This is a genomic window from Luteolibacter sp. SL250, assembly GCF_026625605.1.
In the GTDB taxonomy this organism is placed as follows: Bacteria; Verrucomicrobiota; Verrucomicrobiia; order Verrucomicrobiales; family Akkermansiaceae; genus Luteolibacter.
In genome coordinates, this window is the sequence record NZ_CP113054.1 from 226,515 (window position 1) to 250,063 (window position 23,549).

Annotated in this window: 22 protein-coding genes; 10 read left to right on the forward strand and 12 right to left on the reverse strand. The window is 64.7% G+C overall.

The genetic code is table 11. The features are described from left to right. Positions 1–21: 21 nt before the first annotated feature. Together OVA24_RS01075 and accD are read right to left on the reverse strand one after the other, a co-directional pair. Positions 22–411 carry a hypothetical protein gene (locus OVA24_RS01075; protein ID WP_267672634.1) on the reverse strand — a complete coding sequence of 130 codons (390 nt, stop codon included), beginning with the start codon at positions 409–411 and terminating at the stop codon, positions 22–24. Positions 412–590: 179 nt separating this feature from the next. After that, on the reverse strand, positions 591–1,424 hold the full coding sequence (accD, locus tag OVA24_RS01080; RefSeq protein WP_267672636.1) for an acetyl-CoA carboxylase, carboxyltransferase subunit beta: 834 nt from the start codon (positions 1,422–1,424) through the stop codon (positions 591–593). A 195-nt stretch (positions 1,425–1,619) separates the two neighbouring features. Here accD and OVA24_RS01085 point away from each other — a divergent pair, with 195 nt between their 5' ends. Next, positions 1,620–1,817, forward strand: coding sequence for a hypothetical protein (locus tag OVA24_RS01085; RefSeq protein WP_267672638.1), 198 nt, complete (start codon positions 1,620–1,622; stop codon positions 1,815–1,817). A gap of 54 nt (positions 1,818–1,871) precedes the next feature. Here OVA24_RS01085 and OVA24_RS01090 read toward each other — a convergent pair whose 3' ends face one another. Then, positions 1,872–2,942, reverse strand: a complete 1,071-nt coding sequence (locus OVA24_RS01090; protein ID WP_267672640.1) for an NHL repeat-containing protein — start codon at positions 2,940–2,942, stop codon at positions 1,872–1,874. Positions 2,943–3,206: 264 nt separating this feature from the next. Here OVA24_RS01090 and OVA24_RS01095 point away from each other — a divergent pair, with 264 nt between their 5' ends. The 5 genes from OVA24_RS01095 (at position 3,207) to OVA24_RS01115 (ending at position 10,166) form a co-directional block, all read left to right on the forward strand. Continuing rightward, entirely contained in the window at positions 3,207–5,474 is a 2,268-nt protein-coding gene (locus tag OVA24_RS01095) for a transglycosylase domain-containing protein (protein WP_267672643.1), read from the forward strand. Positions 5,475–5,740: 266 nt separating this feature from the next. Next, the gene (locus OVA24_RS01100; protein ID WP_267672645.1) at positions 5,741–7,240 is read left to right on the forward strand and encodes a xylulokinase; all 1,500 of its coding nucleotides are present in this window, start codon (positions 5,741–5,743) and stop codon (positions 7,238–7,240) included. Continuing rightward, a complete protein-coding gene (locus tag OVA24_RS01105; protein ID WP_267672647.1) occupies positions 7,240–7,908 on the forward strand; it encodes a lysophospholipid acyltransferase family protein in 669 nt (222 codons plus the stop codon). The genes OVA24_RS01100 and OVA24_RS01105 overlap by 1 nt, the downstream gene beginning before the upstream one ends. Positions 7,909–7,919: 11 nt before the next feature. Then, on the forward strand, positions 7,920–8,801 hold the full coding sequence (gene folD, locus OVA24_RS01110; protein ID WP_267672649.1) for a bifunctional methylenetetrahydrofolate dehydrogenase/methenyltetrahydrofolate cyclohydrolase FolD: 882 nt from the start codon (positions 7,920–7,922) through the stop codon (positions 8,799–8,801). A gap of 9 nt (positions 8,802–8,810) precedes the next feature. Next, complete coding sequence (locus OVA24_RS01115) at positions 8,811–10,166, forward strand: alkaline phosphatase family protein (RefSeq protein ID WP_267672650.1); 1,356 nt, start codon at positions 8,811–8,813, stop codon at positions 10,164–10,166. Between the two features lie 182 nt (positions 10,167–10,348). Here OVA24_RS01115 and OVA24_RS01120 read toward each other — a convergent pair whose 3' ends face one another. The 5 genes from OVA24_RS01120 to OVA24_RS01140 all read right to left on the reverse strand — a co-directional run bounded on the left by OVA24_RS01120 (position 10,349) and on the right by OVA24_RS01140 (position 16,007). Next, complete coding sequence (locus OVA24_RS01120) at positions 10,349–11,245, reverse strand: hypothetical protein (RefSeq protein WP_267672652.1); 897 nt, start codon at positions 11,243–11,245, stop codon at positions 10,349–10,351. Between the two features lie 33 nt (positions 11,246–11,278). Next, a complete protein-coding gene (rpe, locus tag OVA24_RS01125; protein ID WP_267672654.1) occupies positions 11,279–11,947 on the reverse strand; it encodes a ribulose-phosphate 3-epimerase in 669 nt (222 codons plus the stop codon). Between the two features lie 74 nt (positions 11,948–12,021). Next, on the reverse strand, positions 12,022–13,011 hold the full coding sequence (locus OVA24_RS01130) for a nucleoside hydrolase (protein WP_267672656.1): 990 nt from the start codon (positions 13,009–13,011) through the stop codon (positions 12,022–12,024). 58 nt (positions 13,012–13,069) lie between these two features. Next, positions 13,070–14,407 carry an OmpA family protein gene (locus OVA24_RS01135; protein WP_267672658.1) on the reverse strand — a complete coding sequence of 446 codons (1,338 nt, stop codon included), beginning with the start codon at positions 14,405–14,407 and terminating at the stop codon, positions 13,070–13,072. A gap of 97 nt (positions 14,408–14,504) precedes the next feature. Next, positions 14,505–16,007 carry a trypsin-like peptidase domain-containing protein gene (locus tag OVA24_RS01140; protein WP_267672660.1) on the reverse strand — a complete coding sequence of 501 codons (1,503 nt, stop codon included), beginning with the start codon at positions 16,005–16,007 and terminating at the stop codon, positions 14,505–14,507. 133 nt (positions 16,008–16,140) lie between these two features. Here OVA24_RS01140 and OVA24_RS01145 point away from each other — a divergent pair, with 133 nt between their 5' ends. Continuing rightward, positions 16,141–17,118 carry a hypothetical protein gene (locus OVA24_RS01145; RefSeq protein ID WP_267672661.1) on the forward strand — a complete coding sequence of 326 codons (978 nt, stop codon included), beginning with the start codon at positions 16,141–16,143 and terminating at the stop codon, positions 17,116–17,118. Positions 17,119–17,161: 43 nt separating this feature from the next. Here OVA24_RS01145 and OVA24_RS01150 read toward each other — a convergent pair whose 3' ends face one another. From OVA24_RS01150 to OVA24_RS01160, 3 genes are all read right to left on the reverse strand, one after another. Then, a complete protein-coding gene (locus tag OVA24_RS01150; protein WP_267672663.1) occupies positions 17,162–18,646 on the reverse strand; it encodes a DUF7133 domain-containing protein in 1,485 nt (494 codons plus the stop codon). Next, positions 18,643–19,677 carry a c-type cytochrome gene (locus OVA24_RS01155; RefSeq protein WP_267672665.1) on the reverse strand — a complete coding sequence of 345 codons (1,035 nt, stop codon included), beginning with the start codon at positions 19,675–19,677 and terminating at the stop codon, positions 18,643–18,645. The genes OVA24_RS01150 and OVA24_RS01155 overlap by 4 nt, the downstream gene beginning before the upstream one ends. 68 nt (positions 19,678–19,745) lie before the next feature. Then, entirely contained in the window at positions 19,746–20,213 is a 468-nt protein-coding gene (locus tag OVA24_RS01160) for a metal-dependent hydrolase (RefSeq protein WP_267672667.1), read from the reverse strand. A gap of 98 nt (positions 20,214–20,311) precedes the next feature. Here OVA24_RS01160 and tadA point away from each other — a divergent pair, with 98 nt between their 5' ends. Then, entirely contained in the window at positions 20,312–20,839 is a 528-nt protein-coding gene (gene tadA / locus OVA24_RS01165; RefSeq protein ID WP_267672669.1) for a tRNA adenosine(34) deaminase TadA, read from the forward strand. Then, the gene (locus tag OVA24_RS01170) at positions 20,836–21,636 is read left to right on the forward strand and encodes a methyltransferase domain-containing protein (protein ID WP_267672670.1); all 801 of its coding nucleotides are present in this window, start codon (positions 20,836–20,838) and stop codon (positions 21,634–21,636) included. The genes tadA and OVA24_RS01170 overlap by 4 nt, the downstream gene beginning before the upstream one ends. Here the strand turns inward: OVA24_RS01170 and tsaB are convergent. Continuing rightward, entirely contained in the window at positions 21,602–22,279 is a 678-nt protein-coding gene (tsaB, locus tag OVA24_RS01175; protein WP_267672671.1) for a tRNA (adenosine(37)-N6)-threonylcarbamoyltransferase complex dimerization subunit type 1 TsaB, read from the reverse strand. The genes OVA24_RS01170 and tsaB overlap by 35 nt on opposite strands. A 138-nt stretch (positions 22,280–22,417) precedes the next feature. Between tsaB and OVA24_RS01180 the strand changes: the two genes are divergently transcribed. Beyond that, entirely contained in the window at positions 22,418–23,548 is a 1,131-nt protein-coding gene (locus OVA24_RS01180; RefSeq protein ID WP_267672673.1) for a citrate/2-methylcitrate synthase, read from the forward strand. The last annotated feature ends 1 nt before the right edge of the window (position 23,549 follow it).

Below are 23,549 nucleotides of genomic sequence, written 5' to 3' on the forward strand. Positions count from 1 at the left end.
CATTACGCTACCCCGGGTGGACTACATCACGGAAGAGAAGACCGCGAACAGCAGGAGCAGGATGACAAGCCCCAAGACCACCCATAGCCAGATGGAGGTCTTGTATTTCACCTCCGGAGTGGCGGCCATGACCTCCTTGTAGGCGGGGCTGAAGACCATCTTCCCCTTTTTCGACAGAAGCAGGTAGAGGATATAGATGCCGAGGATGGGTCCCACCGGGATGGCGGCGAGGCCGACCACCCCGACGACGATGCCGACCACCCGGCCCCACGGAGTGAGCTTGCGCAGTCCCCGCCCTCCGAAGAACAGCAGCAGGGCCATCGCCATGGGCAGGATGAGGCCGACCAATAAATCACCGACCAGCCCAGCGACCGATACCCAGCCATCAGCCCGCCGTTGCAGATTGGACAAACTGGAGATAGCTAACGTGGCAACCAAGATCCATAGGATCGCCCCCAGGTAGCACAGGGTGCCGATGGAACGGACGGATGCCTCATGGTTGATATGCTCGCGCCGGACATGATCCGGGCTGTCCGGCGGCAAACCTGACGGTTCATCTGCCGAAGCAGGTGTCAGGTAGGGATTCTCCATCACTTCTGCGGCATCATGTAGGCCAGCAGCCTGCCCAGCTTGTCGCGCAGATCCTTCCGCTGGACGATGGCGTCGATGAGGCCGTGCTCAAGCATGAACTCGGCGGTCTGGAAGCCGGGCGGCAGGTTCTGGTGCGTCGTCTCCTTCACCACGCGCGGACCTGCGAAGCCGATCATGCACTTCGGTTCGGCGAGGTTGATGTCGCCGATGGTGGCGAAGGAGGCGGTCACGCCACCGGTGGTCGGGTGGGTGAGGACGGAGATGTAGGGCAGGTTTGCCTCTGAGAGACGGGCGAGCGCGCCGCAGGTCTTCGCCATCTGCATGAGGGAAAGCATGCCCTCCTGCATCCGCGCGCCGGAGGAGGCGGAGATGATGATGACGCCGCGCTTCTCCTTGACGGCGGTTTCAACGGCGCGGGTGATCTTTTCACCGACGACGGAACCCATGGAGCCCGCGAAGAACTTGAAATCCATCACCGCGATCATCGCGGGCTGGTCGTTGATGGTGAGGCGGCCGGTGACGACGGCGTCATCGAGGCCGGTCTTGTCGCGCAGACCGGCGGTCTTTTCCTGATAGCCGGTGAAGCCGAGAGGATTCGCGGAGACCAGGCCGGCTTCGGTTTCCTCGAAGGATCCGGCATCCGCCAGCAGGTTGATGCGCTCCCGGGAATCCAGCAGGAAATGGTGGTTGCAGTGCGGGCAGACGTGGAGGTTCTGCTTCAGCTCGATGATGTGGATCATCGCCCCGCAGTCCGGACATTTGATCCAGAGGCCGTCAGGCATGTCGTCCCGACGATCATTTCCGCGAAGTGGTGGTTTTTTGAAGATGCCCATGGAGAGAGGTTTCGGTTGCCGTTGTTTCGCGGAAGATTGCGGGTGCCGCGGAGGAGGACGCTAATGGCGGGACGCCCCGACGACAATACCGATTTGATGGCGTGATCCCCTCGCCCACCGGGTTTTTTGAATTGCAAAAATGCGTGGAATCATCAAGAAAACGCGCGGCGAAACAAATCGGTCGCCTGCCCCAACTTGAAGAATACACGTAACTTCGTCGTTGCCGTCTCCCTGATGCTGGCTGTCTGGCTGGGGCTTACCTTCGTCACCAAAGTGCCTTCGCACCGCTACCCCGCCGTCGGCAAGGACGCCCAGAACAAGGGCTTGTCCGCCGCCGTGGAAGCCACGAAGGAGAATCTGGCCACGGTACCCGCTCCCGTCGCACGCCAGTAAGGAGGTGGGACACTCCTGTCCCACCCGCTTCATGTTCCGGCGCGCCCGCCCCCCTCACTTCACCCGCAGCACGCGGTTGTTGTAGGTATCCGCGATGTAGAGCTTCCCATCCGGCCCGATGCGTACTCCGTGGGGACGGCGGAGGCCGGTTTCCAGCAGGGTTTTCCCCACCTCGTTGTTGGCCTTGCCGGGCGTTCCGGCGACCAGCTCGATCTTTCCGGTTTCCGGGAAATAGCGGCGCACGCAGTGGTTCTCCGTGTCGCAGATGAGGACGGTGCCCTTGTCCATGGCGACGTATTTCGGGCCGTTCATCAGGGCCTCCCGGCCATCGCCACCATCGCCGCCGTAGCCTTTCTTGCCGGTGGCGTTCACCACCGTGCGCACCTTCCCGCCCTTCACCTCCACCAGGGAGTTGCCGCCGCGCAGAAGGACATAGAGCGTGCCGTCCTCCGCCTGGGTGACTGCCCGCGCATCCCCCAGCGGGGCCTGTAGCGCGTCCGTGCCATCGGCGGGATTTCCTTTCCGGCCGTTGCCCGCCACCGTTTTCACGGTGCCCGCCGCCAGGTCGATCTCCCGCACGCGGTGGTTGCCGATGTCCGCGATGTAGAGGCGCTTCCCGTCCGGGGAGAGCGTGCCGGTCATGGTGATGTTGAAGGACGCCGCAGTCGCCGGACCGCCGTCACCGCCAAAGCCCGCCTTGCCGGGCGTGCCCGCGATCGTCGCGACCTCGCCGCTCGCCAGGTCCAGCGTGCGGATGGTGTGGTTGAAGGAATCCGCGAGGATGGCCTTTCCTCCGGTGATCCGGATGTCGTGCATGCCATGGAAAGCCGCCTTCATGGGGTCCTTCCCATCGTGCTGGTCCACGTGCTTCACCTTCTCCGTGTTATGGTTGATGCCGGCGACGAAGGTGAGCTTCTTCCCGGACAGCTTGAAGACACGGTTCGATTTGGTGAACTCCACCCCGTAGAGGTCGCCCTTCGCATCGAAATCCACGCTGAACGGCTCGTTCACCGCCTCCGTGACCGGGGATCCGGCGATGACCTCCACCTCCGCCATCAGGGGCATGAGCAATGAGGCGGAAAGGGCGAGGGCACATTTCGATGGAGAGAGGGTTTTCAGGAACATGGCGGACCATTACGCGGGCATTCCTTTCCTTTTGTCCCGGAAAAAAAACCGTGGCTGCCGCGTCCTGCGGCAGGCGGTGGCAAAGGTTCGGTAGATCCACCATCCACGATACCTTTCACGCCGGGCTACACGAATCATCGGCGGGACGCCGATGCCACGGCCTGCTGCGGGACGCAGCAGCCACGTTTGCCTATCCTGTTTCAACTGACACCTAAGACTCCCCCCTTTTCTTCCGTTGGAAATGGGTAAGAATTGCATCCAGCTTTGAAACTCCGCCGACCGAAGTTGCGCACCCTGCTGCGCCTGTCCGCCGCCTGCCTGGTGCTGGGGTTGCTCGGCTGGTTCGCGCTGCCGTTCGCGCTGCCACTGCCGCCAGGGTTGTTGGAGAATCCCGGAGCCTCGCCGGTGCTGACGGACCGCCACGGTGCGCCCATCCACCACCTCACCCTGCCCGACTCCACACGCGCCGCGCCCATCCCGCTGGACCAGATCCCGGCGGATCTGGTGGCCTGCACGCTGGCGGCGGAGGACAAGCGCTTCTTCAGCCACGGCGGGGTGGATCTGCTGGCCACGGCACGGGCCGCACGGGACCTGGCCATGAAACGCCGCGTGACCTCCGGGGCGTCCACCATCACCCAGCAGCTCGTCAAAATCTCCTCCCCCAGGCGGAAGCGCGGACCTCTGGCGAAGGTCCACGAAATCCTGGGCGCGCGGCGGCTGGAGATGACCTGGTCGAAAAACCAGATCCTCGCCGCCTACCTGAACCGTCTGGACTACGGAAACCTGCGGATCGGCACGGCGGAGGCGACCCGCTTCTACTTCCAGAAGCCGCTGGCAGACCTGTCGCTGGCGGAGTGCGCGCTGCTGGCGGGACTGCCGCAGGCGCCCACCCGCCTGAACCCCATCCGCCGCACGGAACCCGCCCTCATACGCCGCAACACGGTGCTGGAACGGCTGCGAGGGAACACCAACTACGATGAATCCCGTATTTCCGCCGCACTGGCGGAACCGCTCACCCTGCGCCCGCTCCGCACCGTCCAGGCCGCACCGTGGCTCGCCTCGCTGCCGGACGTCCGGGGAGCCACCACCCGCACCTCCCTCGACCTGCCGCTCCAGCGCGACATCGAATCCATCGTCCGTGAGGAGACGGCGAAGCTGAAGGAAGCGAACCTCCGCCACGCCGCGGTCGTCGTCATCGACAACGCCACCTGCGAGATCCTGGCCCTCGTTTCCTCCGCATCATGGAACGATCCGCGCGGCGGCCAGCTCAACGGCGCCACCCGGCCACGCTCGCCCGGTTCCACGCTGAAGCCCTTCACCTATCTCCTCGCCATGGAGCGGAACCACCGCATCCCCTCCTCCATCCTTTCCGATATCCCCACCCCGTTCCGCACCGCGCAGGGACTGGACCTGCCACAGAACTATGAGCGGAAATACCGCGGCCCCGTCACGCTCCGCACCTCGCTCGCCTGCTCGCTGAACCTGCCCGCCATGCGCGAGCTGAACCACCTCGGCGGGCCGCAGCCACTGGAGGATCTCCTGAAAAAGCTCGGCATCTCCACCCTGACCCTGCCGCCGGAGACCTACGGGCTGGGCCTCACGCTGGGCAACGCTCCGGTGAAGCTGCTGGAACTGACGAACGCCTACGCCGCCATCGCCCGGCGCGGCGGATACCTCCCTTCCACGTTCTTTCCCATCCAAGCCCCCCCCGTCCCGGAGGAAGTCTTCGACCCCATCAGCGCCTACCTCATCAGCGACATCCTTTCCGACCCCGCGGCGCGCGCCCCTGCCTTTCCGCCCGGCGGTCCGCTGGACCTCCCGTTCCGCTGCGCGGTGAAGACCGGCACCTCGTCGGATTTCCATGACAACTGGTGCATCGGCTACACCCCTGACTTCACCGTGGGCGTGTGGGGCGGAAACTTCGAGCACCAGCCGATGAAGGGCATCTCCGGCATCGCCGGAGCCGGTCCCATCTTCCACCGCACGATGGTGCGCCTGCACAAGGACCGCGAGCCCACCTGGTTCGACCGACCTGCGGGACTCATCAACATCACCATCGACACCCGTAACGGCAAGCTCATCGCACCGTCTGACTTTCCGGAGAAATCCCACGCCCGCCGGGACCTCTGCCCGCCGGAGCGCACGCCCGTCCCCGCCACCAGCGGCGACTACGCGGACGGAAAGGCCCTGCTCGACCCGACCTACAAGGAGTGGTTCAAAAGCGCGGCCAACCACCGGCTGGGCGAGCTGGCGCTGGACGAGGCGCTGCCCGCCGCGGAACCGCTGCGCGTCATCACCCCGGCCAACGGCACCACCTACCTGCTGGACCCGGAGATCCCATCCGGCTCCGACAAGCTCTGCCCCGTCACCAACCTGCCCGGCGTCGCGGAATGGTCGTCCGAAACGCTGGTGGTGGAAAAGGGAACCCCCGAGCCGGTCATTCACCTGAAGCCAGGCACCCACGTCCTCACCGCCACTGACCCGCGGACGGGGACCACCCACCGCATCACCATCCGGGTGAAGGAGCTGTAGGGCATCCATCCACCGCCAAAACGCAAAGTTCGCCAAGAGATGGATTCTTCAGGATTCGCCGGATTCGTAAGATTCGCGGTAAGCCTTCTTCTCTTCCCTGAAAACTGAACACTGAAAACTTCTCTTCCTTTGTCTGCCAATGCAGCCGGTGGACAAGAGTGTCCACCCTCCTTACTCCCGATTTGTGAAGAGGGACTTGTAAATGGCCGTCCGCCTGTGAGAATCCTGCGACGGCATGGAAGCCGTGACACTTTCCTCCATTCGCAATGCACTTTCTCGGGATTGAAATCGGTCACGGCGGCACTCGTGCGGTGGCGCTCGATCTCGAGGCTGCGGTCATCAGCGCGGAGGGATACGCCCAGCACGCCTGGATCGAGGGACTCCCCGCAGGCTACCGCGAGCAGGATCCGGCGATGTGGATCGACGCGGTGAACCGTGCCGTGCGCCAGTGCCTGCTGGCCATGGGACCGGCGAAGGATCGCGTCGCCGCCATCGGTGTGGCGGGTCCACAGCGCGGGCTGGTGCTGCTGGATGAGGGGAACCGCATCATCCGGCCCGCGAAGATGGCCGGGGACGTTTCCGTGAAACGCCAGGCGGACGAGATCGCACGTGCGTTCGGCGGCGGGCCGGGCCTGATCGAGCTGGTGGGCCAGGCTCCCGGAGTGGACTCCGCCGCGGCGGAATGCCTGTGGCTGAAACAGCACGAACCTTACCATTTCCAGCGGGCGGCGAACCTGCTCACCGCCCAGGATTTCATTTCCTACTGGCTCAGCGGGGAGCGCGTCACGGACGCCGGCAGTGCATCCGCCACCGGCCTCTTCGACATCCGCCGGCGGGCGTGGTCACAGGACCTCATCGATTTCATCGACCCCGGTCTGGCCGCCCTGCTGCCGCCGCTCTCCGTCTCCGACCAACCGCGCGGCCTCATCCGCGCCGCACTGGCGAAGGAATGGGGGCTGCCGGAGCAGGTTCAGATTTCCTCCGGCAGCGGTGCCGCCATGCTTTCCGCGCTGGCCGCGGGCTGTGTCTCACCCGGAACCGTCGCCATGGAACTGGGACCGACCGGCATCATCGCCGGTGTGGGGGATGAGCCGGTCATCGACCTCCGCGGTGAGATCCTCCCGCTGTGCAATGCCACCGGCGGCTGGCTGGGGACCGCCACCGCATCGAACATCGCCGTCGCTCCGGAAATCCTCCGCAGGCACTACGGCTGGAGCCATGAGGAGTATGAGGCGAACGTCGCCGCCGTCGCCCCCGGCGCGGACGGCCTGCTGATGCTGCCCTATTTCTCCGGTGAAACGATGCCACGGCTGCCGGAGGGCACGGGTGTGCTCCATGGCATCACTGCGGCGAACTTCACTCCCGGCCACCTCGCGCGGGCATCCGCGGAGGGTGTGGCGCTCGGCCTCGGCTACGCCATGAGCCGCCTGCGCGACCTCGGCTTCGACCCGCCGGAAATCCGCCTGCTCGGTCCGGGCGGGGTCAGCCCGGTGACGCTCCGCCTGCTGGCGGACGTGCTGGGCATCCCGGTCGCACCGGTCTCCAGCCGCCAGGGCGCGGCGGTCGGTGCCGCGATGCAGGCGGCGGTGTCCTTCTTCCATGAAAGTGGTGAGTCGCTCGGCTTCGCGGAAATCGCCACGTATCTGGTCTCCGGGGATCCCCGGCTGCGTGTGGAGCCTGACATGCAGACCCATGAACTTTACCAGGAGATGATGTCCCGGCAGCAGTACCTGGTGGACACCCTTCACCCCGCCGGATTCATCTGATGGGAGCGAAGGGCAGCGAAATCCGGGAAAGCCGGAAGGCGAAAGTGCTGGGCACGCTCGCCGGGTGGTTCATGAAGCTGTGGGCCGCCACCCTGCGCTATGAGATCGAGGACCGCTCCGGCATCTGCACACCGGGGAATTTCTCCACACCGGTCATGTTCGCGCTCTGGCACAACCGGATCTTCACCCTCCCGCCCATCTGGCACAAAACCGGCGGCAACGGCCGCAAGAGCGTGGTGCTGACCAGCGCCAGCCATGACGGGGCCATGCTTTCCCACGCGATGGCCGTCTTCGGCCTGGGTGCCGTCCGCGGTTCCTCCTCACGGCGGGCGGTGGCCGCGCTGGTGGGCATGAAGCGCGCGCTGAAGGAGGGGCTGGACGTCTGCATCACCCCGGACGGCCCACGCGGCCCGCGCTACGAATTCCAGCCCGGTGTGGTGAAAATCGCCGAGTCCGCCAACGTGCCGATCATCCCCATCCACGCGACCTATGCCTCCGCCTGGCGGCTGAAAACGTGGGACCGCCTGGTGATCCCGAAGCCGTTCAGCCGGGTGAAGGTGGTTTTCGATGAGAAGCTTGTCGTGCCCGCCGGGATGGACGAAGCTGCCTTCGCCGCCGAGTGCGACCGCCTGCAGGCGATCCTCCGCGCGGGAACCGACGACCTTTGATTTCCCCAACCATGTCCCAGCCACGCATCCTCGATGGAAAAGCCATCGCCGCCGCCGTCCTCGAAGAATGCCGCGCCGAAGCGGCCGAACTGAAAGCAAAGGGCATCACCCCGGGCCTCGCCGTCGTGCTTGTCGGCAGTGATCCGGCGTCGAAGGTGTATGTCGGCTCGAAGGTCCGCACCTGCGGCGAGCTGGGGCTGTTCTCGAAGAAAGTCGAGCTGCCGGAGGAAACCACCCAGGAGGAACTGCTCAAGGTGGTGGAAGACCTCAACAACGACCCCGCCATCCACGGCATCCTCGTCCAGTCGCCGCCGCCGAAGCACATCGACGAGGAGGCCATCGTCCGCGCGCTCGACCCGCGCAAGGACGTCGATGGCTTCCACCCTGAGAACGTCGCGAAGCTGGCGCTGGAGGATCCCACCGGCTTCGTCCCCTGCACGCCCGCGGGCTGCATGAAGATCCTGGAGGTTTCCGGCATCCCGACTTCCGGCGCGGAAGCCGTGGTCATCGGTCGCAGCATGATCGTCGGCAAGCCGATGGCGCTGCTGCTGGTCGCGAAGAATTCCAACGCCACCGTGACCATCGCCCACTCCCGGTCGAAGGACCTGCCCGGGATCTGCCGCCGCGCCGACATCATCGTCGCCGCCGTGGGCCGCCCGGAGATGGTGAAGGCGGACTGGGTGAAGCCCGGCGCCGTCGTCATCGACGTCGGCATCAACCGCGTGGAGGATGCGTCGAAGAAGTCCGGCTACCGCCTGACCGGTGACGTCGCCTATGACGAGGTGGCCCCGCATTGCTCCGCCATCACCCCGGTTCCCGGCGGCGTCGGTCCCATGACCATCGCCATGCTGATGAAAAACACGCTGCAAGCCGCGCGGCAGATCGGAGCGTAAAGGGTTCCCATGCGCGTCGCCGTCATCAATGTCGTCGGGCTTTCCCGCTCGCTCCTGGGAGCGGACATGCCCGGACTGACGGCATTCGCGGAAAAGCACGGCCTGCAGAGCTTCAAGCCCGCCTTTCCCGCCGTCACCTGCACGGCGCAGTCGTCGATGGTGACCGGCACCCCGCCGGCAGCGCACGGCGCGGTGGCGAACGGTTGGTATGACCGGGAGGCGGCGGAGGTGAAGTTCTGGAAGCAGAGCAACCACATCGTCCGCGGGGAGAAGGTCTGGGACCGGCTCCGGCGCGAGGTGCCCGGCTTCACCTGCGCGAAGCTGTTCTGGTGGTACAACATGTACGCCAACGTGGATTTCTCCATCACCCCACGCCCGCTGTATCCGGCGGATGGCCGCAAGTTCTTCGACGTCCACACGCAGCCAATGGGCATGCGGGAGGACCTGAAGGCGGATCTCGGCCCGTTCCCGTTCCCGGCGTTCTGGGGACCGGCGGCGGGCATCGCCTCGTCGGAATGGATCGCCGCATCCGCGAAATGGGTGGAGGAAAAACACTCACCCACGCTCAGCCTGGTCTATCTGCCGCACCTGGACTACCCGCTGCAGAAGGACGGGCCGGATGCCGCCAACATCCCCGACGAGTGCCGGAAGATCGACGGTGTCGTGACGGACCTCATCCGTTACTATGAATCCCGTAATGTCCGGGTGGTGGTGCTTTCCGAGTATGGCATCTCCCCCGTCACGCGGGTGATCCACCTGAACCGCCTGTTCCGGAAAAAGGGCTGGATCCAGGTGAAGGACGAGCTGGGACGGGAAACGCTGGACTGCGGCGGCTGCAAGGCCTTCGCCGTCGCGGACCACCAGATGGCCCATGTTTATGTGAACGATCCCGCGATCCGCGGCGAGGTCCGCGCCTTGCTGGAAGCCACGCCGGGCATCGAAGAGATCCGCGAAACGCCGCAGGCCTGGGGCGAAGGTGCGGGCACGGAAAGGGCTGGCGATTTCATGGCCATCGCGGAACCGGACGCGTGGTTCACCTATTACTATTGGGAGGACGACAACCTCGCACCGGACTATGCCCGGAGCATCGATATCCACCGCAAGCCCGGCTACGATCCGTGCGAGCTGTTCATCGACCCCGCCATCGCTTTCCCCAAGCTGAGGATCGCGAAGTTCCTGCTGAAAAAGAAACTCGGCCTGCGCGGGCTGATGGAGGTCATCCCGCTGGATGCGTCCTTGGTGAAAGGCTCCCACGGCCGTGACAATGTCCCGGAATCCGAGCAACCGGTGGTCATCGGCGCGCCCGGTGACATCACGTCACCGGAAGAAATCGCCGGAATGATCGAGGCATTGGTAAAAGAGTAAGGAGGGTGGACACTCCTGTCCACCGCCTGCAATGGCGATAAAAGAAGGAGAAGTTTTCAGTGTTCAGGTCTCAGGAAGAAAGAAGCTGACCGCGAATCTTTGATGATTCGCCATTGCAGATGGTGGACAAGAATGGAAGCGAAACGGACATAGCGGCAAAGCCGCAATGTCCACCCTCCCTTTCAGTTGCCCGTGCGCTCGCTGATGAGGTCGAGGATCCGCTTCTTCTCTTCGATATCGAGCTGGAGGCGGGACAGTTGGGCAGGAGTGAGGATGTCCTTGTACTTCTCCATCTGGGCATCCAGATTCCGGCGCTGCAGGTCGCGGAAAGCTTCGATCTTCCCGTTGGCGTCATCGCCGCCGCTCATGTAAGGAAGGGAGGCGACCGAAGAAGCCGCCAGATAGGCGGAGCCGGTGGGGAGCGGCGAGGTGTCCAGCACCAGATCCAGCCCTTGCGGACGCTCATCATGCTCCTTCCGGACATCCCCGCGGATGCGCTCCAGGATCATGTCCCGTTGCTCCGGAGAGAGGTCGGTGAGAGCGGCGAACTTCGAAGCCTGCTCCTGTGAAGCGGTCTCCACGCTGTTGTCCTGCAGGCGCTTGCGCAGCGCGGTGAAGGCGGTTGCCTGCTCTGGCGTGAGAGTGGCGAGGATCGCCTTCTCAAGATCCGCTCCGGCTTTCACGGCGGTGTCCAGCAACTGGCCGGCGTCGATGCCACCCTCCGGCTCCAGCGTGGCGCGCGCGGCCTCGATGGCGTTCAACACCTGGGCTTTCTGGTCGTCGTTGAGATTGAGCGCCTCGGTGAGGCGGGCGAGCTTCGCGTCATCCCGGGAGGCGATGTTCTCGATGGTCTGTTCCGGCGGTTCCCGCCGCGCCTGTGGTCCGGCCTCCGCCGGCGGGCGCTCCGCGGTTTCACGGGACGGCTCGATGATCGCCGGGGCGGAATCCCGTCCTTTCCGGTCAGGGATCCGCGTGGTGGATGGGTCCGCGATGGCGGCCGGTGGAGCGGGTTTCACCAGCCAACCCACGCCGAATCCGGCGAGGGCGGTCACGATGGGAAGGATGACGGAGGGTTTCATGGAGGTGGGGTTTTTCGTTCCGGTTGGCACCTGTTAAACGCCACGGATCGCGGAAATTGCCTTTGCCATGTCCGGAGCCTTGAAGGTGGAGGATCCTGCGACGAAAACATTCGCCCCCGCGGCGGCGCAGGGAGCGGCGGTTTTCGCGTCGATCCCGCCGTCCACCTCGATGTGGTAGGACAGTCCGCGCTCCTCGCGGAGCTTCGCCGCCGCCTCGATCTTCGGCAGCATCTCCGACATGAAAGCCTGCCCGCCGAAGCCGGGGACCACGGTCATGCACAGCAGCAGGTCGATCTGGTCGAGGAACGGCAGAGCCTTCTCGATGGGGGTGGCGGGGTTCAGCGCGAGGCCCGCCTGGCAGCCGCCCTCACGGATGCGCCGGAGCGTTTCCGCCACATCGTGGTCCGCCTCCACGTGGACGGTGATGAGGTCGGACCCGGCTGCGATGAAACGCGGAAGGTAGTGATCCGGACGGGAAATCATGAGGTGCACGTCCAGGAAGATGTCGTTGGTCTCATGCACGGCCTGCACCATGGCCGGACCGAAGGAAATGTTGTCCACGAAATGGCCGTCCATCACGTCCAGGTGCATCCAGTCCGCCCCGGAGTGGATGGCGCGGGTGGTTTCCTCCCGCACCCGGGAAAAGTCGGCGGCGAGCAGCGAAGGAGCGATGACGCGGTCTTTGAAAGTTCTCGGAATCACGCGGGAAACCTTCCGACATCCGGTGCCCCGCGTCCAACCCTGAACGCGGGAAAAATACACCCCTCTACAGGGCCTCAGCGGGCCGGAGGCTCCGCGGTCAGGTGGACGCAGGCCTCCCGGACGCTGGCGGCTTGTGCCTGATCCATGATCAGGAACCGGTCGCGGCCCTTTTCCTTCTTCGAGAAACGGGTGAACCCATCCTCCCCCACGGTCACGGTACCGGGGACCGAAAAGGTGAAGTAACCACGGTCCGGAAAGACCGCCGCCAGGACGGAAGTGAGGTCCCAGGTCGGCCGGTCGTGCGGCGGCGGATTGTAGAGGATGTAGGACTCCTTCACCGGGTGGTGCGGCACGTAGTTGAAGTCGCGCTCGATGCTCTGGTGCGGGTAGGCTGCTGCGATTCCGATCTCAAATCCGCTCCAGACGATGGGCGACGGCCATTCCACGGCGAGCTTCCGCGCGGCGGGGATGTCGTATTTGACGTTGTACTCGATGTAGTGGTTGTCGTGCCCGCCGATGGTCTGGAAGGCACCGGCCATGATGCTGAGCAGCTTCACTTTCTTCGCGATGAGGTCGCGGCCATTGAGCGGCGAATGCCCGTCCCCGGGCGTATCGAGAAGGCGGGCGAAGTTGGTGAAAAAGCCGACCTGGATGAGGGTGACGGACTGGTCCGGCTGGGCGGCGAGGGTCTTTCTCAGCAGCTCCAGGGCGTCCGGCGCGTCCGCACCGCTTTTCAGGTCGCGCGGGTACTTCGCCGCATCATCGGTGGCTTTCAGGTACTTTCCCTCGTCCTTCGTCGGGCCGTCGCGGACAACGCCGATGGGGATGTCCGGCTGGCCGTAGAAGGTGTTGAGCGCGTCGATGTAGGAGGCGGCCTTCGGATGGTCCTTCGTGACGGTGACCGCCAGCAGCTTGCAGGCTCCGCGTTTCCCCAGGCTGTGGATCATGGCCAGTGCCATGGCGTCGTCCACGTCGTTGCCCATGTCCGTGTCGAAGATGATGGGGACGGGCTCCGAGTGGGCGAGGACCGCGGAAAGGAAAACGAGCGCGAGATGCTTCAGCATGTCCGGATGGGTTTCGGGTGGATTCGGAGGAACACCGGCAGGCGTTCCGGCATCCGGATCAGAAATCGAGGTAGATCTCCGTCCGGCGGTTGGCGCGGCGGCCTTCCGGGTCATCCTCCCCGCTTTCGGTGACGTTCGGGCGGCGTGGCTGGCTCGCCCCTTTGCCCAGCGTGATGATCTGTGCCTCGGAAACGCCGGCGCTGACCAGGTAGTCACGCACCACGTCCGCCCGGCGGGAGGAAAGGCTGCGGTTGTAGCCGTCCGTCCCCAGAGAATCCGTGTGGCCGGAAAGGGTGATCTTTTTCCCCGGATCCGACTTGAGGATCATGGTGACGATCTCGAGCTGGCGGCGGGTGCGCGGGTTGATCTCATCCTCGTCGAACTCGAAGTAGAGGGCGAGCGTGTCCCCTCCCTGCGGGTTCTTCACCAGCGGGGAATAATAGACGTCCCCCCCGGCGACGCGGCGGGCGTAGTCCGCGAGGAGCTGGTCGAGGTTGATCTCGGAGACCAGCCAGTTGGACGGAGCGGGCGGCTGGCGCAGGGAGATGGCGAACTGGGCGGACTGGGCGGCGTCGGTGGTTTCCACATTCGCCAGATAACCCACGGTGTCCTTGCGCTGGAACATGGCCCGCAACGGCTTGGACGCGCGGAGACGGTAGCCGCCCTCTTCGAAAAGGATGCAGAGACCGGCGATCTTCGCGTCGGAAACGGTGGCAGGATCGACGAAGGCGCGGGCGAACTCGAAGTCCTGCTTGAGCACCGCCTGCAGGAAGGCATCCGCCGTGCCGAGGGAATCCGCGAGGATCGCCTTCGGGATCGGCTCGTTGGCCGCCGGGGGCAGGGTGATTTTCTCAACGGACCACACGCCCTTGTTGCGTCGCAGGTCCAGGAAGATGCGGTCGCGGCCCGCTTCCGGACCATCAAGTTCGAGCGCCCAGCGGGCGAGCGCGTTCAGTTCCAGCTCACCGACCTCCCGCACGCCGCCCGGCTGGCGGAGTTTGATGGCCTGTGCGGTGGCCAGGTTTTTCAGACGCTCCAGTGTCTTGGGATCGAGCGCGTCCTTGCCGATGAGCTTGGCCGCGGTGGCGAGGTCCCCCGCTTCGATGGCCTTGGCGATGCGTGCCACCAGTTCGGACGGATCCACCTCTTCCACACCCACGCCCAGGTTCTTGAAGACGTCCTCCGGCTTCTCAGGCTCCGGCATGGCGCCGAGATTCGGGACCGCCGGGGGCAGTTCCGGCTTTTTCGGAGGCTCTGGCGGAGCCTCAGGGACGGCGGGCGTGGGCTGCTGGACAACGGCGGGGCTGCCGGGGCGGATGAACAGGAGGGCGACGGCGGAAATCGCCAGCACGGCGGAAAGCGCGAGGAAGAAATAGGGAAGCTTGGAGCGTTGCATGTTTCGGGAGAGCGTCGGAACCCGGGTGGATGTGCTAAGAACGCGGAAAATCCGCGGGATTATCAGGAATGGCGGAAAACGGGGTAAATCGTCGGTGTCAGCGGGGCTCCGGAAGCTCGATGCGGAGGGTGTTCCCACCACGGCGGACATGGAGGACCGTATTCTGGCCGGAAGCGGGTGATGAGAGCTGCTCAAGCAGTTCGCGGGCCTGCGCGACACGTACGTTGTTCACGCCGATGATCAGATCGCCCGGCTGGACGAAACGGGCCGCGGTGGACTCCGCCGGAACCCGGGTGACGACAATCCCCTGGTAACCGCGGATGGCTTCCTGAGCGGTGAGATCCCGGACGTGGACGTTGATCATTTCCAGGTGCTTCTCCGGACTTTCCGGAACGACGTCCGGCCCGGGACTTTGCGCGGGCGGCTTCACCGGAGCCTCCGCGATGGTCACCTCCACATCCACCGTCGCTCCCGCCCTCCAGAGCCGGACGGGTATCTTGTCCCCGATCCTGGTGCGCTGGATGAGGGTCTTCAACTGGGTGGTGTTGCGCACCGGCTGGGAACCGAAGCGGAGGATCACGTCGTTCGCCTGGATGCCCGCGGCCTGGGCGGGGGAGTCGGTAACCACGTTCAGGATCATGGCTCCCTCGCCGCCGGTGTAGCCGGTCGCGGCACTGGCAGCCGGATCCAGATCCCGCAGGCCCACGCCCAGGAATCCCCGCACGCGCCGGCCGCGCTCCAGGATCTGGAGCAGGGCCTCCTTCACATCATTCGCGGGGATGGAGAAGCCGATCCCCAGGAAACTCCGGCTCTCCCGGTCCTGGTCCTGGGAGTAGATGGCCACGTTGATGCCGATGATCTCCCCCCGCAGGTTCACCAGCGGGCCGCCGGAGTTGCCGGGGTTGATGGCGGCATCCGTCTGGAACAAGTCCGGCTGGCTGTCGGAAATCGAGCGCTCCTTCGCGGAGATGATGCCCTGGGTCACGGTCTCACCGAGGCCGAAGGGATTGCCGATGGCGAAAACCATCTGCCCGACCTTCACCTCGGAGGAGTCTCCGAGCTTGAGGGGGGTGAAGGGTCCCTCCCCCTGGATCTTGATCACGGCGATGTCCAGCAGGTCATCCTCCCCGACGAGGGTGGCGGGGTAGGTCTTGCCACCGTGCAGGGTCACCTGGATCTTCTGCTGTCCGGCGATGACGTGGTGGTTGGTGACGATGTGGCCCTCGCTGCTGACGATGACTCCGGAGCCCTGGCCGCGGGTGGGGTAGCGGTTCACCCGCAGGCGGCCCCACATGTCGAGCAGCCTCTCGGTTTTGACGCTGGCGGTGTCGATGCTGACGACGGATGGCACCACCGCCTGGGTGAGACGCGCGTATTCGTCGTTCAGGCGGCCCAGGAGCTCCACGTCATCCAGCTTCAACGGGGCCTTTTCCGGCAGGGTGAAGGTCTCCGGATGGAAGTTCTCCCCGCTGCCTCCCAGCCACGGGACCAACGCACGGAAATCCCCTCCTGACCGCCAGATCCGCAGGGCGGAAACGGCGAGGAAGGCGATGGCAAAAACGGCCCCGAGGGCCAGCAGACGGCGGAATCCAGCGTTCATGCGGGGGTGGGTGGGAACGCGGGAAAGATGCCCCAATGCCGGAATTTTCCAAGCGCGTAAAAACGCAGAACCCGCGGGATTCAGGCCATTCTTCCTGCTTGCCTCCGTTGACGAATCTGTAATGAGTCGTGTTATGCGCTTACTCTTAAACCCTCTCATCCTCGCACTGGGCCTGACCCAGCTTCACGCGGCACCCTTGTCCGAGGCGGATCGGGAAGCGCTGATCGAACGCCTGGACATGCTGAAAAAGTCCGCGACCGAGCGTCTGGACGCCCGTTTCCAAGCCGGGGTCCAGGCCTATGCCGCCGCCATGAATTCCGAGGATGACGCGCTGGCCCTCTATCTCAAGTGTGTGGAAAAGGTCGACTTCATCGACCAGAAGAAGAAGGACAGCGACTTCCGTGAATGGAAGCGGAAGGAAGGGGACAAGCTTTCGGCCCCGTCCTTCAAGCTCGCCCTGCGGCACCAGCTCTACTGGCTGTCCCTGACCTGCCAGGCGGCCTCGGAGAAGGCGGACCGCGAGCGCCTGACCACGATCGCCCAAGGTGCCATGGACGCGGTGTTCCGCGACATTCCCAACCTGAAGGACCAACAGCAGATCCTCAAGCAGCCGGTGACCGGAACCGTGTTCGCGAAAGCCTACGAAATCACCAACATCAAGGTGGACAAATGGGCGTTGAGCCCGGTGGACATCCAGGTCATCTACGAACAGATCGTCATGCCTCCGCTGCGGAATCCCGCCGGAATCGAGAAGCTCAAGGAGGCATGGACCCGCCGCATGCAGCAGGAAGGCGCGGTGGTGGAATACTGGACCGGCAGGGGCGCGACCGGCGGCAGGCAGCGGGAGCAACGCGAGGAAGGCCGCATCGGCATGGCGGACAATGCCCGCCCCCCCGAAGTGGACCGTTTCCTCAACGACACCCTGCCCGTCATGCAGTGGCAGATGGAGATCGACCTTTTCAAGGCCGGTGACCAGGCGGCGGCGGCCCTCCGGATGATCAACCACATCGAGTCGAACCTGGGCAACAGCAGCGCGAAGGACTGGAGCGAACAGTTCCGTGGACTGCTGATGGCGGGAGCACCCGTCCCTGCGGCAACCGGCCAGCCCTGAGCGGGAAGGAAGGGAGGCCGTTGGACCCGGCCTCCATCCATCCTCAGCGGGGCAGCTCGTTCGCCGTGTAGAAGAACAGATTGTTCTGCAGTTCCGTCCGCTTCCTGCCGTCCGCGTACTTCACGTTCTGGAGATCCAGGCGGTAGATGCAACCGGCGGAAAAGTCGGCCAGCTCCACCTCAACGGTCTTCGGCCCGGTTTTCCGGATTTCCTTGATGGCATGCTCCTTCAGGTTCTCCGGATCGGATCCATACAACCAGCGCGGCTGGACGGTGAACGAGGTGAACTTCCAGACTTTGGCGTCCGCCAGTTCATCCGGGATCTCCTTGGTGAAGGCGACGACGAAGCCGTTGCGGGTGATTTTCATCGTTTCGATGTCCTCCGGCACTCCGCCCAGCGCGGTGATGCGCTGGAGGCCCTCCGCCGGGGCACCCCAGCCACGGACGGTCTGACCGACGTAGAGCTGCTTCTTGTCCGCCGTGAAGCGCAGGCGGTGGTTCCCGGAACGCAGGCCGTGTTCGTCGATGAAGTGGGTGACCGCCCCCTGGAACTTTCCGTTCACCTTCTCCAGCATCACCCGTGAGATCCGCGTGCCGTTGTTGTCCGGCACCAGCAACTGCCCGGCGAAGGGGCCGAAGGAGCCGTCACGCGGGATCTCCATCGGCTCGCCTGCGGAGCGGTTGATCTCCATGTGGGGGATCTCCACCGCAGCCTTCGTGCGGTCCTTGTTGTACTGATCCAGGTTCTCCCGGTAGAAGGCCAGCGGGTCCTTGCCCTCCCACTCCGCATCCCAGACGAGGCTGCTGGGATGGCCGTAGAAGTGCCCTTTCTCGATGTGATACAGCGGGGTGACGGCCTTCCAGTCGCCCTGGTTGTCACCGGCCCACAGGTTGCCGTCCGGGTCCCGGTAGATGCCGTTGTGCATGCGGAAGCCGCTGGCCCACGGAGTGAGCTTTCCGGCCGCATCACAGTGGAGGATCCAGCCGCGCCACTTCACCGCGGAGAAGTTCCGCCCGCGGCGGCCTTCCGGGGAATAGTCGCCCAGCACATGCTTGAACACCGGACCGTTGTGCGACGCCGTGCCGATGGAGAGGAAATAGCCGTCCTTCCCATCGCCGGTCAGCGTGTTCGTCTCATGGTAGTTGCCGCTCAGGCCCCACCCGGCGGAGAAGCGCGTGTAGCGGTCCGCCTTGCCGTCCTTGTCGGTGTCCTCCGCCTGGGTCATCTCCGCCATTTCCGTGACCCGGATCTTCGAAGAGCTGATGGCATGGACGCCGCAGCCGTTGTGGAAGCCGGTGGCGAACAGCTCCCACTTGAACGCCGTGGGATCCGCCTCCGGCTTCGCCCGCAGCACATCTCCGCGGCGGAGCACGACGAACAACGTGCCGTCCGGCGCGAAGTCGATCGCGCCGACTTCCGGAGGCACGCCCGGCGGGAGCTTGATGTCCTCGACCTTGTAGTACTCGGCGAAGTTGTCGTCGGCCATCGCACCGGCGGCCAGCAGAGGGAGAAGGAGCAGCGTTTTCATTCGGGCTTGGCGATGGATTGGATGAAAAGGACGAGCGAGTTGATCTCCACATCCTTCAGTTGATACGGCGGCATGTAGTTCGGCGGATAGCCCTTCGCGACCTTCGCGTTCGGGTTCTTGATGGACTCGAAGAGGTAGGCGGCATCCGCCTTCACCTTCTCGGCGGAACCTTCCAGTTCCTTCGTGGAGTCCGCCAGGCCGGCGAGACTTGGGCCGTAGCCCTTCGAGCCATCCGTGGAGTGGCAGCCGGAGCAGCCGTAGGCGTTGAACAGCGTGGCACCCGCCTCCACGTTCGCCTTTGAAAGGTCCACCTTCACCTCATACCCGTGGAAGTCGCCGAGGCTCTTCCCGGTGAACGCCAGGAGCATCTTCCCCTCGCCCTCCGCGGTGAAGGAGCCTTCCTTCCACACCAGCTTCGCCGGAGGATCGCAGGTCCATTCCGCCTCGTAGGAAAACGAGTCCTTCGCCGGGCGGATGACCGCTTTCACGACATGGCCGCCCGCCTTGAACTCGAAGCGCGGCACGCCTTTCTCCAGCGAGTAGCCGATGTATTCCGGCTCCCGGACGGGCTTGCCGCCGATGCTCAGGGGATGCTCCCCTTCCGCCTTGTAGAACAGTGTCCCCACCAGCCGCGGCACGTAATCCTTCGAAACCCGGGAGCCGCGCTTTTCGTCACCCCAGTAAGGTGTGAAGTCCAGGAAACCACCCTGCCAGGCATACATCGGCCGGCATTCCACCGGATCGAACACATAGGCGAGCTGCGGTCCCATGCTCACGGCGATGGCCGCAGGCAGGCCCGCTCCGGGCTTTTCCGTTCCCTTGGTGTCGCGGCCTTCCTTCGGGCTGTAGGAAGGCGCAACCAATCCCTTGTGATGACGGGCGAACACCGCCTCATCGATCCCCGGGTCGGGCAGGTAGGCGTTGATGACCAGCGGGGACTCCACCGATCCGAGAGGCCGGTTGTTGAACGTCAGCAACGGCTGCGCCGCCAATGGCAGGGCACCGAGAAAGAGCAGCGCGAGGGATTTCATGGGTTCACGGGTAATTCGCAGAAGGGGATACAGTTGCACGCAACCGAGGTTATCAATGAATCGTAAAATCAACCACCCTGCGCCCTCCGCTTCCTCCACACTGGAGCGAGGCGGAAAAGGTAGTAGCACACCAGCACGCAGATGACATCCAGCGGGATCCACAGCAATGGGCTCACCCAATACTCACCCCACTGGAAGGTTCCGAATGGCGAAAACCAGTTGATCCCTCCCGAAATGGCATCACAGAAGAGATGGAAAAGATACGCCGCGGAACAGGCCAGCGCCGTCCTCAGCCGGAAGCGCCGCGCCATGAGCATGGAACCGAGCATAAAGATCATCGTTACCAACGCCCAGCAGGGCAGCCCGTGCGACCAACTGGCGACCCGCGCCTCCAACGAAAGGTGAGGATTCAGGAGATCCGGCAAAGCTCCCGCCCCGGCGATGGGGAGCAGGACACGCCATCCCGCATCCTCCGCACGCTTGGTGCAGAGTTTGACGATGATCACCGGTGCCAAAGCATGGGTCAATGTGTCCATGATCAGCCGTCAGTCTGGGGACAGCGCCGGGAGAAGGAAGCTGGAAATGGCAGACTTGGGCGTTGAAGTGAGGGGAAAGATGACGCAGGAAAGCGGGCGTGGAGGAACCGATCATCGATTTGCACAGCGACGCCTACTTCATGGGGCAGGCGCTCCGGGAAGCGCGGCGCGCCTACAACGCGACCGAAGTGCCCATTGGCGCGGTGATCGTGAAGGAGGGCCGCGTCATTTCCCGCGCATGGAACCAGGTGGAAACGCTGAAGGACGCCACGGCCCACGCGGAGATGCTGGCGCTGACCGCCGCGCAGAACGTGCTGGGCGACTGGCGGCTGGAAGGCTGCACACTCTACGTGACAAAGGAACCCTGCCCGATGTGCGCCGGGGCCATCGTCCACTGCCGGCCGGAGCGGGTCGTCTTCGGCTGCCCGGACCCGAAGGGCGGGGCTGCTGGCGGATGGATCAACCTGCTGGAGTCGAACCCGCCGCTGAACCACCGCTGCGACGTGACGGCGGGCATCCTGGGCGAGGAGTGCCTGGGCCTGATCCAGGGGTTTTTCCGCGAGGCGCGGGAGAAGAAGAAACTTTCCCGGATGGAGCCGGACCAACTGCCGGGAGGTGGGGAATGAGCGCGGTCTATGAAACCACGAAGCTGGTGGATGAATACCTGCTGTTCCACTACGGTGCGGAGGCGGACATCCTGCCGGAAGGCGGGAACTGGCCTGCGGAAATGCGGGCCTCCCTGGGTTTCGCGGAGCGCACGGTGAAGTGGTTCACGCCGGGAAATGCCCGCCATGGACTGGATCTGGGCTGCGCCGTCGGCCGCTCCGCCTTTGAAATGTCCCGCGACTGCGCGGAGGTCACCGGCATCGACTTTTCCCATGCCTTCATCGCCGCCGCGGAGACGCTGCGCGACGGACGGGAACTGTCTTACCAACGGCTGGAGGAAGGACGGTTGAAAACCACCCTCACCGCCCGCGCCCCCTTTGCGGCGGAGAACCTCACCTTCCAACAGGGGGACGCGATGTCCCTGCCGGAATCCCTGGGGATCTTCGACCGGGTGCATGCGGCGAACCTGCTGTGCCGCCTGCCGGAGCCGGAGCGGTTGCTGGCACGGCTACCCTCGCTGGTGGAGACCGGCGGCGAGCTGGTGTTGGCCACGCCCTGCACCTGGCTGGAGGATTTCACCCCCATCGGCAACTGGCCGGAGGGGGAGACGTTCGATTGGTTGGCGGACCGCCTTGGCGGAACCTTCGACCTGCTGCGGCGCGGCGAGGAACCTTTCCTCATCCGCGAAACGGCCCGCAAGTTCCAGTGGACCCGCTCGATGATGACCGTGTGGAGGCGTAAGGAGGGAGGACATTGCGGCAGAGCCGCTATGTCCTCCCTCCTTACACCTTCAGCCACGACCGTTTCGCAGGCGTGATGTGCGGGGGCTTGAGGTACATCGGCTGCGGGGGTTCTGCCATCCAGCGGGCGCGGGTTCCCTCATCCGTGTTGTTCCAGGCCTTCCAAAGCAGGGCGGCGGTGGGAAACCCGAGCCGCACGCGCTCCAGAACCTCCGGCGGGAGCGGGAAGCGCGCGGGATCCTCGAAGGAGACGATGGGATGGCCTGCGGAAACCGCGGCGGACACGGCTGACTGGAGGCCATGCGCGTCTGTCAGCGAAGGCTCCGTCTGAAGCGTGAAGTTCTCCACCTGCGCGGTCCAGAAGCTGCCCCGGCGCGCATCCCCGACGACAAGGTAGGGCGCGCCATTCTCCGCCTGCGGCAGCGCGAGGATGGAAGGAAACGCCACCACCGGCGCTCCGTGGGCGAGCGCCACGCCCTGCGCGGCGGAAATGCCCACCCGGGTGCCACTGTAGCTGCCGGGACCACTGCCCGCCAGCACCAGCCGGATGCTCCCCGGTGCTTCCTTTCCGATGAGTTCCCCCAATGGACCGAACAGCAGCGCGTTGTGGCTGCGGTCGCTGGTGAACTCCTTCTGCGCCAGTTCTCCCCCGGCATCAACAAACGCCAGCGAAGCCGCCGGAGTGGAGGTTTCGACGATGAGAACGGAGGTTTCTGGCATGAAGGAAGCTTACGCCACGGGGGCCACCCGTGCCAACCTGCTTTCGGCGGGGGAAATCGCGGAGTTTCTCCCTTGCCGTCAGCGGCCAGACCCGCTTTGTTCCCGAACGCCTTGTTGAAATCCTGAAAATTTTCTCTCATGACTGATTACGCACGCGGCCTGGAAGGGGTCATTGCCAACGAATCCGCCCTCAGCAACGTGATCGGCGACATCGGTGAGCTGAGCTACCTCGGCTACCATATCGATGAGCTGGTGAACAACTGTACCTACGAGGAGGTCATCTACCTGCTCCACAAAGGCCGCCTGCCGAACCGCGCCGAACTCACCGACTTCGAAGCCCGCATCCGCTCCGACCGCCGCCTGCCGGACGGCGTGATCGAGTTCCTCAAGCATGCGCCGAAAACCGCCGCCCCGATGGACGTGCTCCGCACGGGCATCTCCATGCTCGGCCTTTATGACAAGCGCGTGAAAATCGGTGCGCCGGACATCGAGGCGGACTCCGAAATCGCCCTCTCCATCGTGGCGAAGATCCCCGTCATCGTCGCCGCCTACCACCGCTTCCGCCAGGGACTGGAACTGCCACCCGTGCGCGACGATCTCTCCGAGGCGCAGCATCTCCTCTACCTCATCAACGGTGAGGAAGCCGGTGAGGTGTCCGTGAAGATCCTGGACGTCGCCCTGATCCTGCACGCGGACCACGGCATGAACGCCTCCACGTTCTCCGCCCGCGTGACCGTGGCCACCCTTTCGGACATGTATTCCGCCGTCACCTCCGCCATCGGCACCCTGAAAGGGCCGCTCCACGGCGGCGCGAACGAGGGCGTGATCCACATGCTCCAGGAGATCGGCGAGCCGGATCAGGTCGATGAATACGTCGAGGGCAAGCTGGCCCGGAAAGAGAAAATCATGGGCATCGGCCACCGGATCTACAAGGTGCTGGACCCACGCGCCCCTCACCTCCGCCGTCTGGCCATCCAACTCACCGAAGAACTCGGCGAGCCGAAATGGATCAAAATGTCCGAGCGCATCGCCCAGATCATGCGCGAGCGCAAAGGCCTGGAAGCGAACGTCGATTTCTACTCCGCCACGGTTTATTACTCCCTCGGCATCCCGACCGACCTTTTCACGCCGATCTTCGCGATCGCCCGCGCATCCGGTTGGACCGCGCAGGTGCTGGAGCAGCTCCGCGACAACCGCCTCTACCGTCCGCTCACCCTCTACACCGGCCCGAAGGAGCTGATGAAGGTGCCGCCGATGGAGTCCCGCTGAC

Excerpts from the sequence above, each read along its gene's own strand:
- accD (WP_267672636.1), bottom strand. The coding sequence starts at position 1,424 with ATGGGCATCTTCAAAAAACCACCACTTCGCGGAAATGATCGTCGGGAC.
- OVA24_RS01090 (WP_267672640.1), bottom strand. The coding sequence starts at position 2,942 with ATGTTCCTGAAAACCCTCTCTCCATCGAAATGTGCCCTCGCCCTTTCC.
- OVA24_RS01100 (WP_267672645.1), top strand. The coding sequence starts at position 5,741 with ATGCACTTTCTCGGGATTGAAATCGGTCACGGCGGCACTCGTGCGGTG.
- OVA24_RS01105 (WP_267672647.1), top strand. The coding sequence starts at position 7,240 with ATGGGAGCGAAGGGCAGCGAAATCCGGGAAAGCCGGAAGGCGAAAGTG.
- folD (WP_267672649.1), top strand. The coding sequence starts at position 7,920 with ATGTCCCAGCCACGCATCCTCGATGGAAAAGCCATCGCCGCCGCCGTC.
- OVA24_RS01115 (WP_267672650.1), top strand. The coding sequence starts at position 8,811 with ATGCGCGTCGCCGTCATCAATGTCGTCGGGCTTTCCCGCTCGCTCCTG.
- OVA24_RS01120 (WP_267672652.1), bottom strand. The coding sequence starts at position 11,245 with ATGAAACCCTCCGTCATCCTTCCCATCGTGACCGCCCTCGCCGGATTC.
- OVA24_RS01130 (WP_267672656.1), bottom strand. The coding sequence starts at position 13,011 with ATGCTGAAGCATCTCGCGCTCGTTTTCCTTTCCGCGGTCCTCGCCCAC.
- OVA24_RS01135 (WP_267672658.1), bottom strand. The coding sequence starts at position 14,407 with ATGCAACGCTCCAAGCTTCCCTATTTCTTCCTCGCGCTTTCCGCCGTG.
- OVA24_RS01140 (WP_267672660.1), bottom strand. The coding sequence starts at position 16,007 with ATGAACGCTGGATTCCGCCGTCTGCTGGCCCTCGGGGCCGTTTTTGCC.
- OVA24_RS01145 (WP_267672661.1), top strand. The coding sequence starts at position 16,141 with ATGCGCTTACTCTTAAACCCTCTCATCCTCGCACTGGGCCTGACCCAG.
- OVA24_RS01150 (WP_267672663.1), bottom strand. The coding sequence starts at position 18,646 with ATGAAAACGCTGCTCCTTCTCCCTCTGCTGGCCGCCGGTGCGATGGCC.
- OVA24_RS01155 (WP_267672665.1), bottom strand. The coding sequence starts at position 19,677 with ATGAAATCCCTCGCGCTGCTCTTTCTCGGTGCCCTGCCATTGGCGGCG.
- OVA24_RS01160 (WP_267672667.1), bottom strand. The coding sequence starts at position 20,213 with ATGGACACATTGACCCATGCTTTGGCACCGGTGATCATCGTCAAACTC.
- OVA24_RS01170 (WP_267672670.1), top strand. The coding sequence starts at position 20,836 with ATGAGCGCGGTCTATGAAACCACGAAGCTGGTGGATGAATACCTGCTG.
- tsaB (WP_267672671.1), bottom strand. The coding sequence starts at position 22,279 with ATGCCAGAAACCTCCGTTCTCATCGTCGAAACCTCCACTCCGGCGGCT.
- OVA24_RS01180 (WP_267672673.1), top strand. The coding sequence starts at position 22,418 with ATGACTGATTACGCACGCGGCCTGGAAGGGGTCATTGCCAACGAATCC.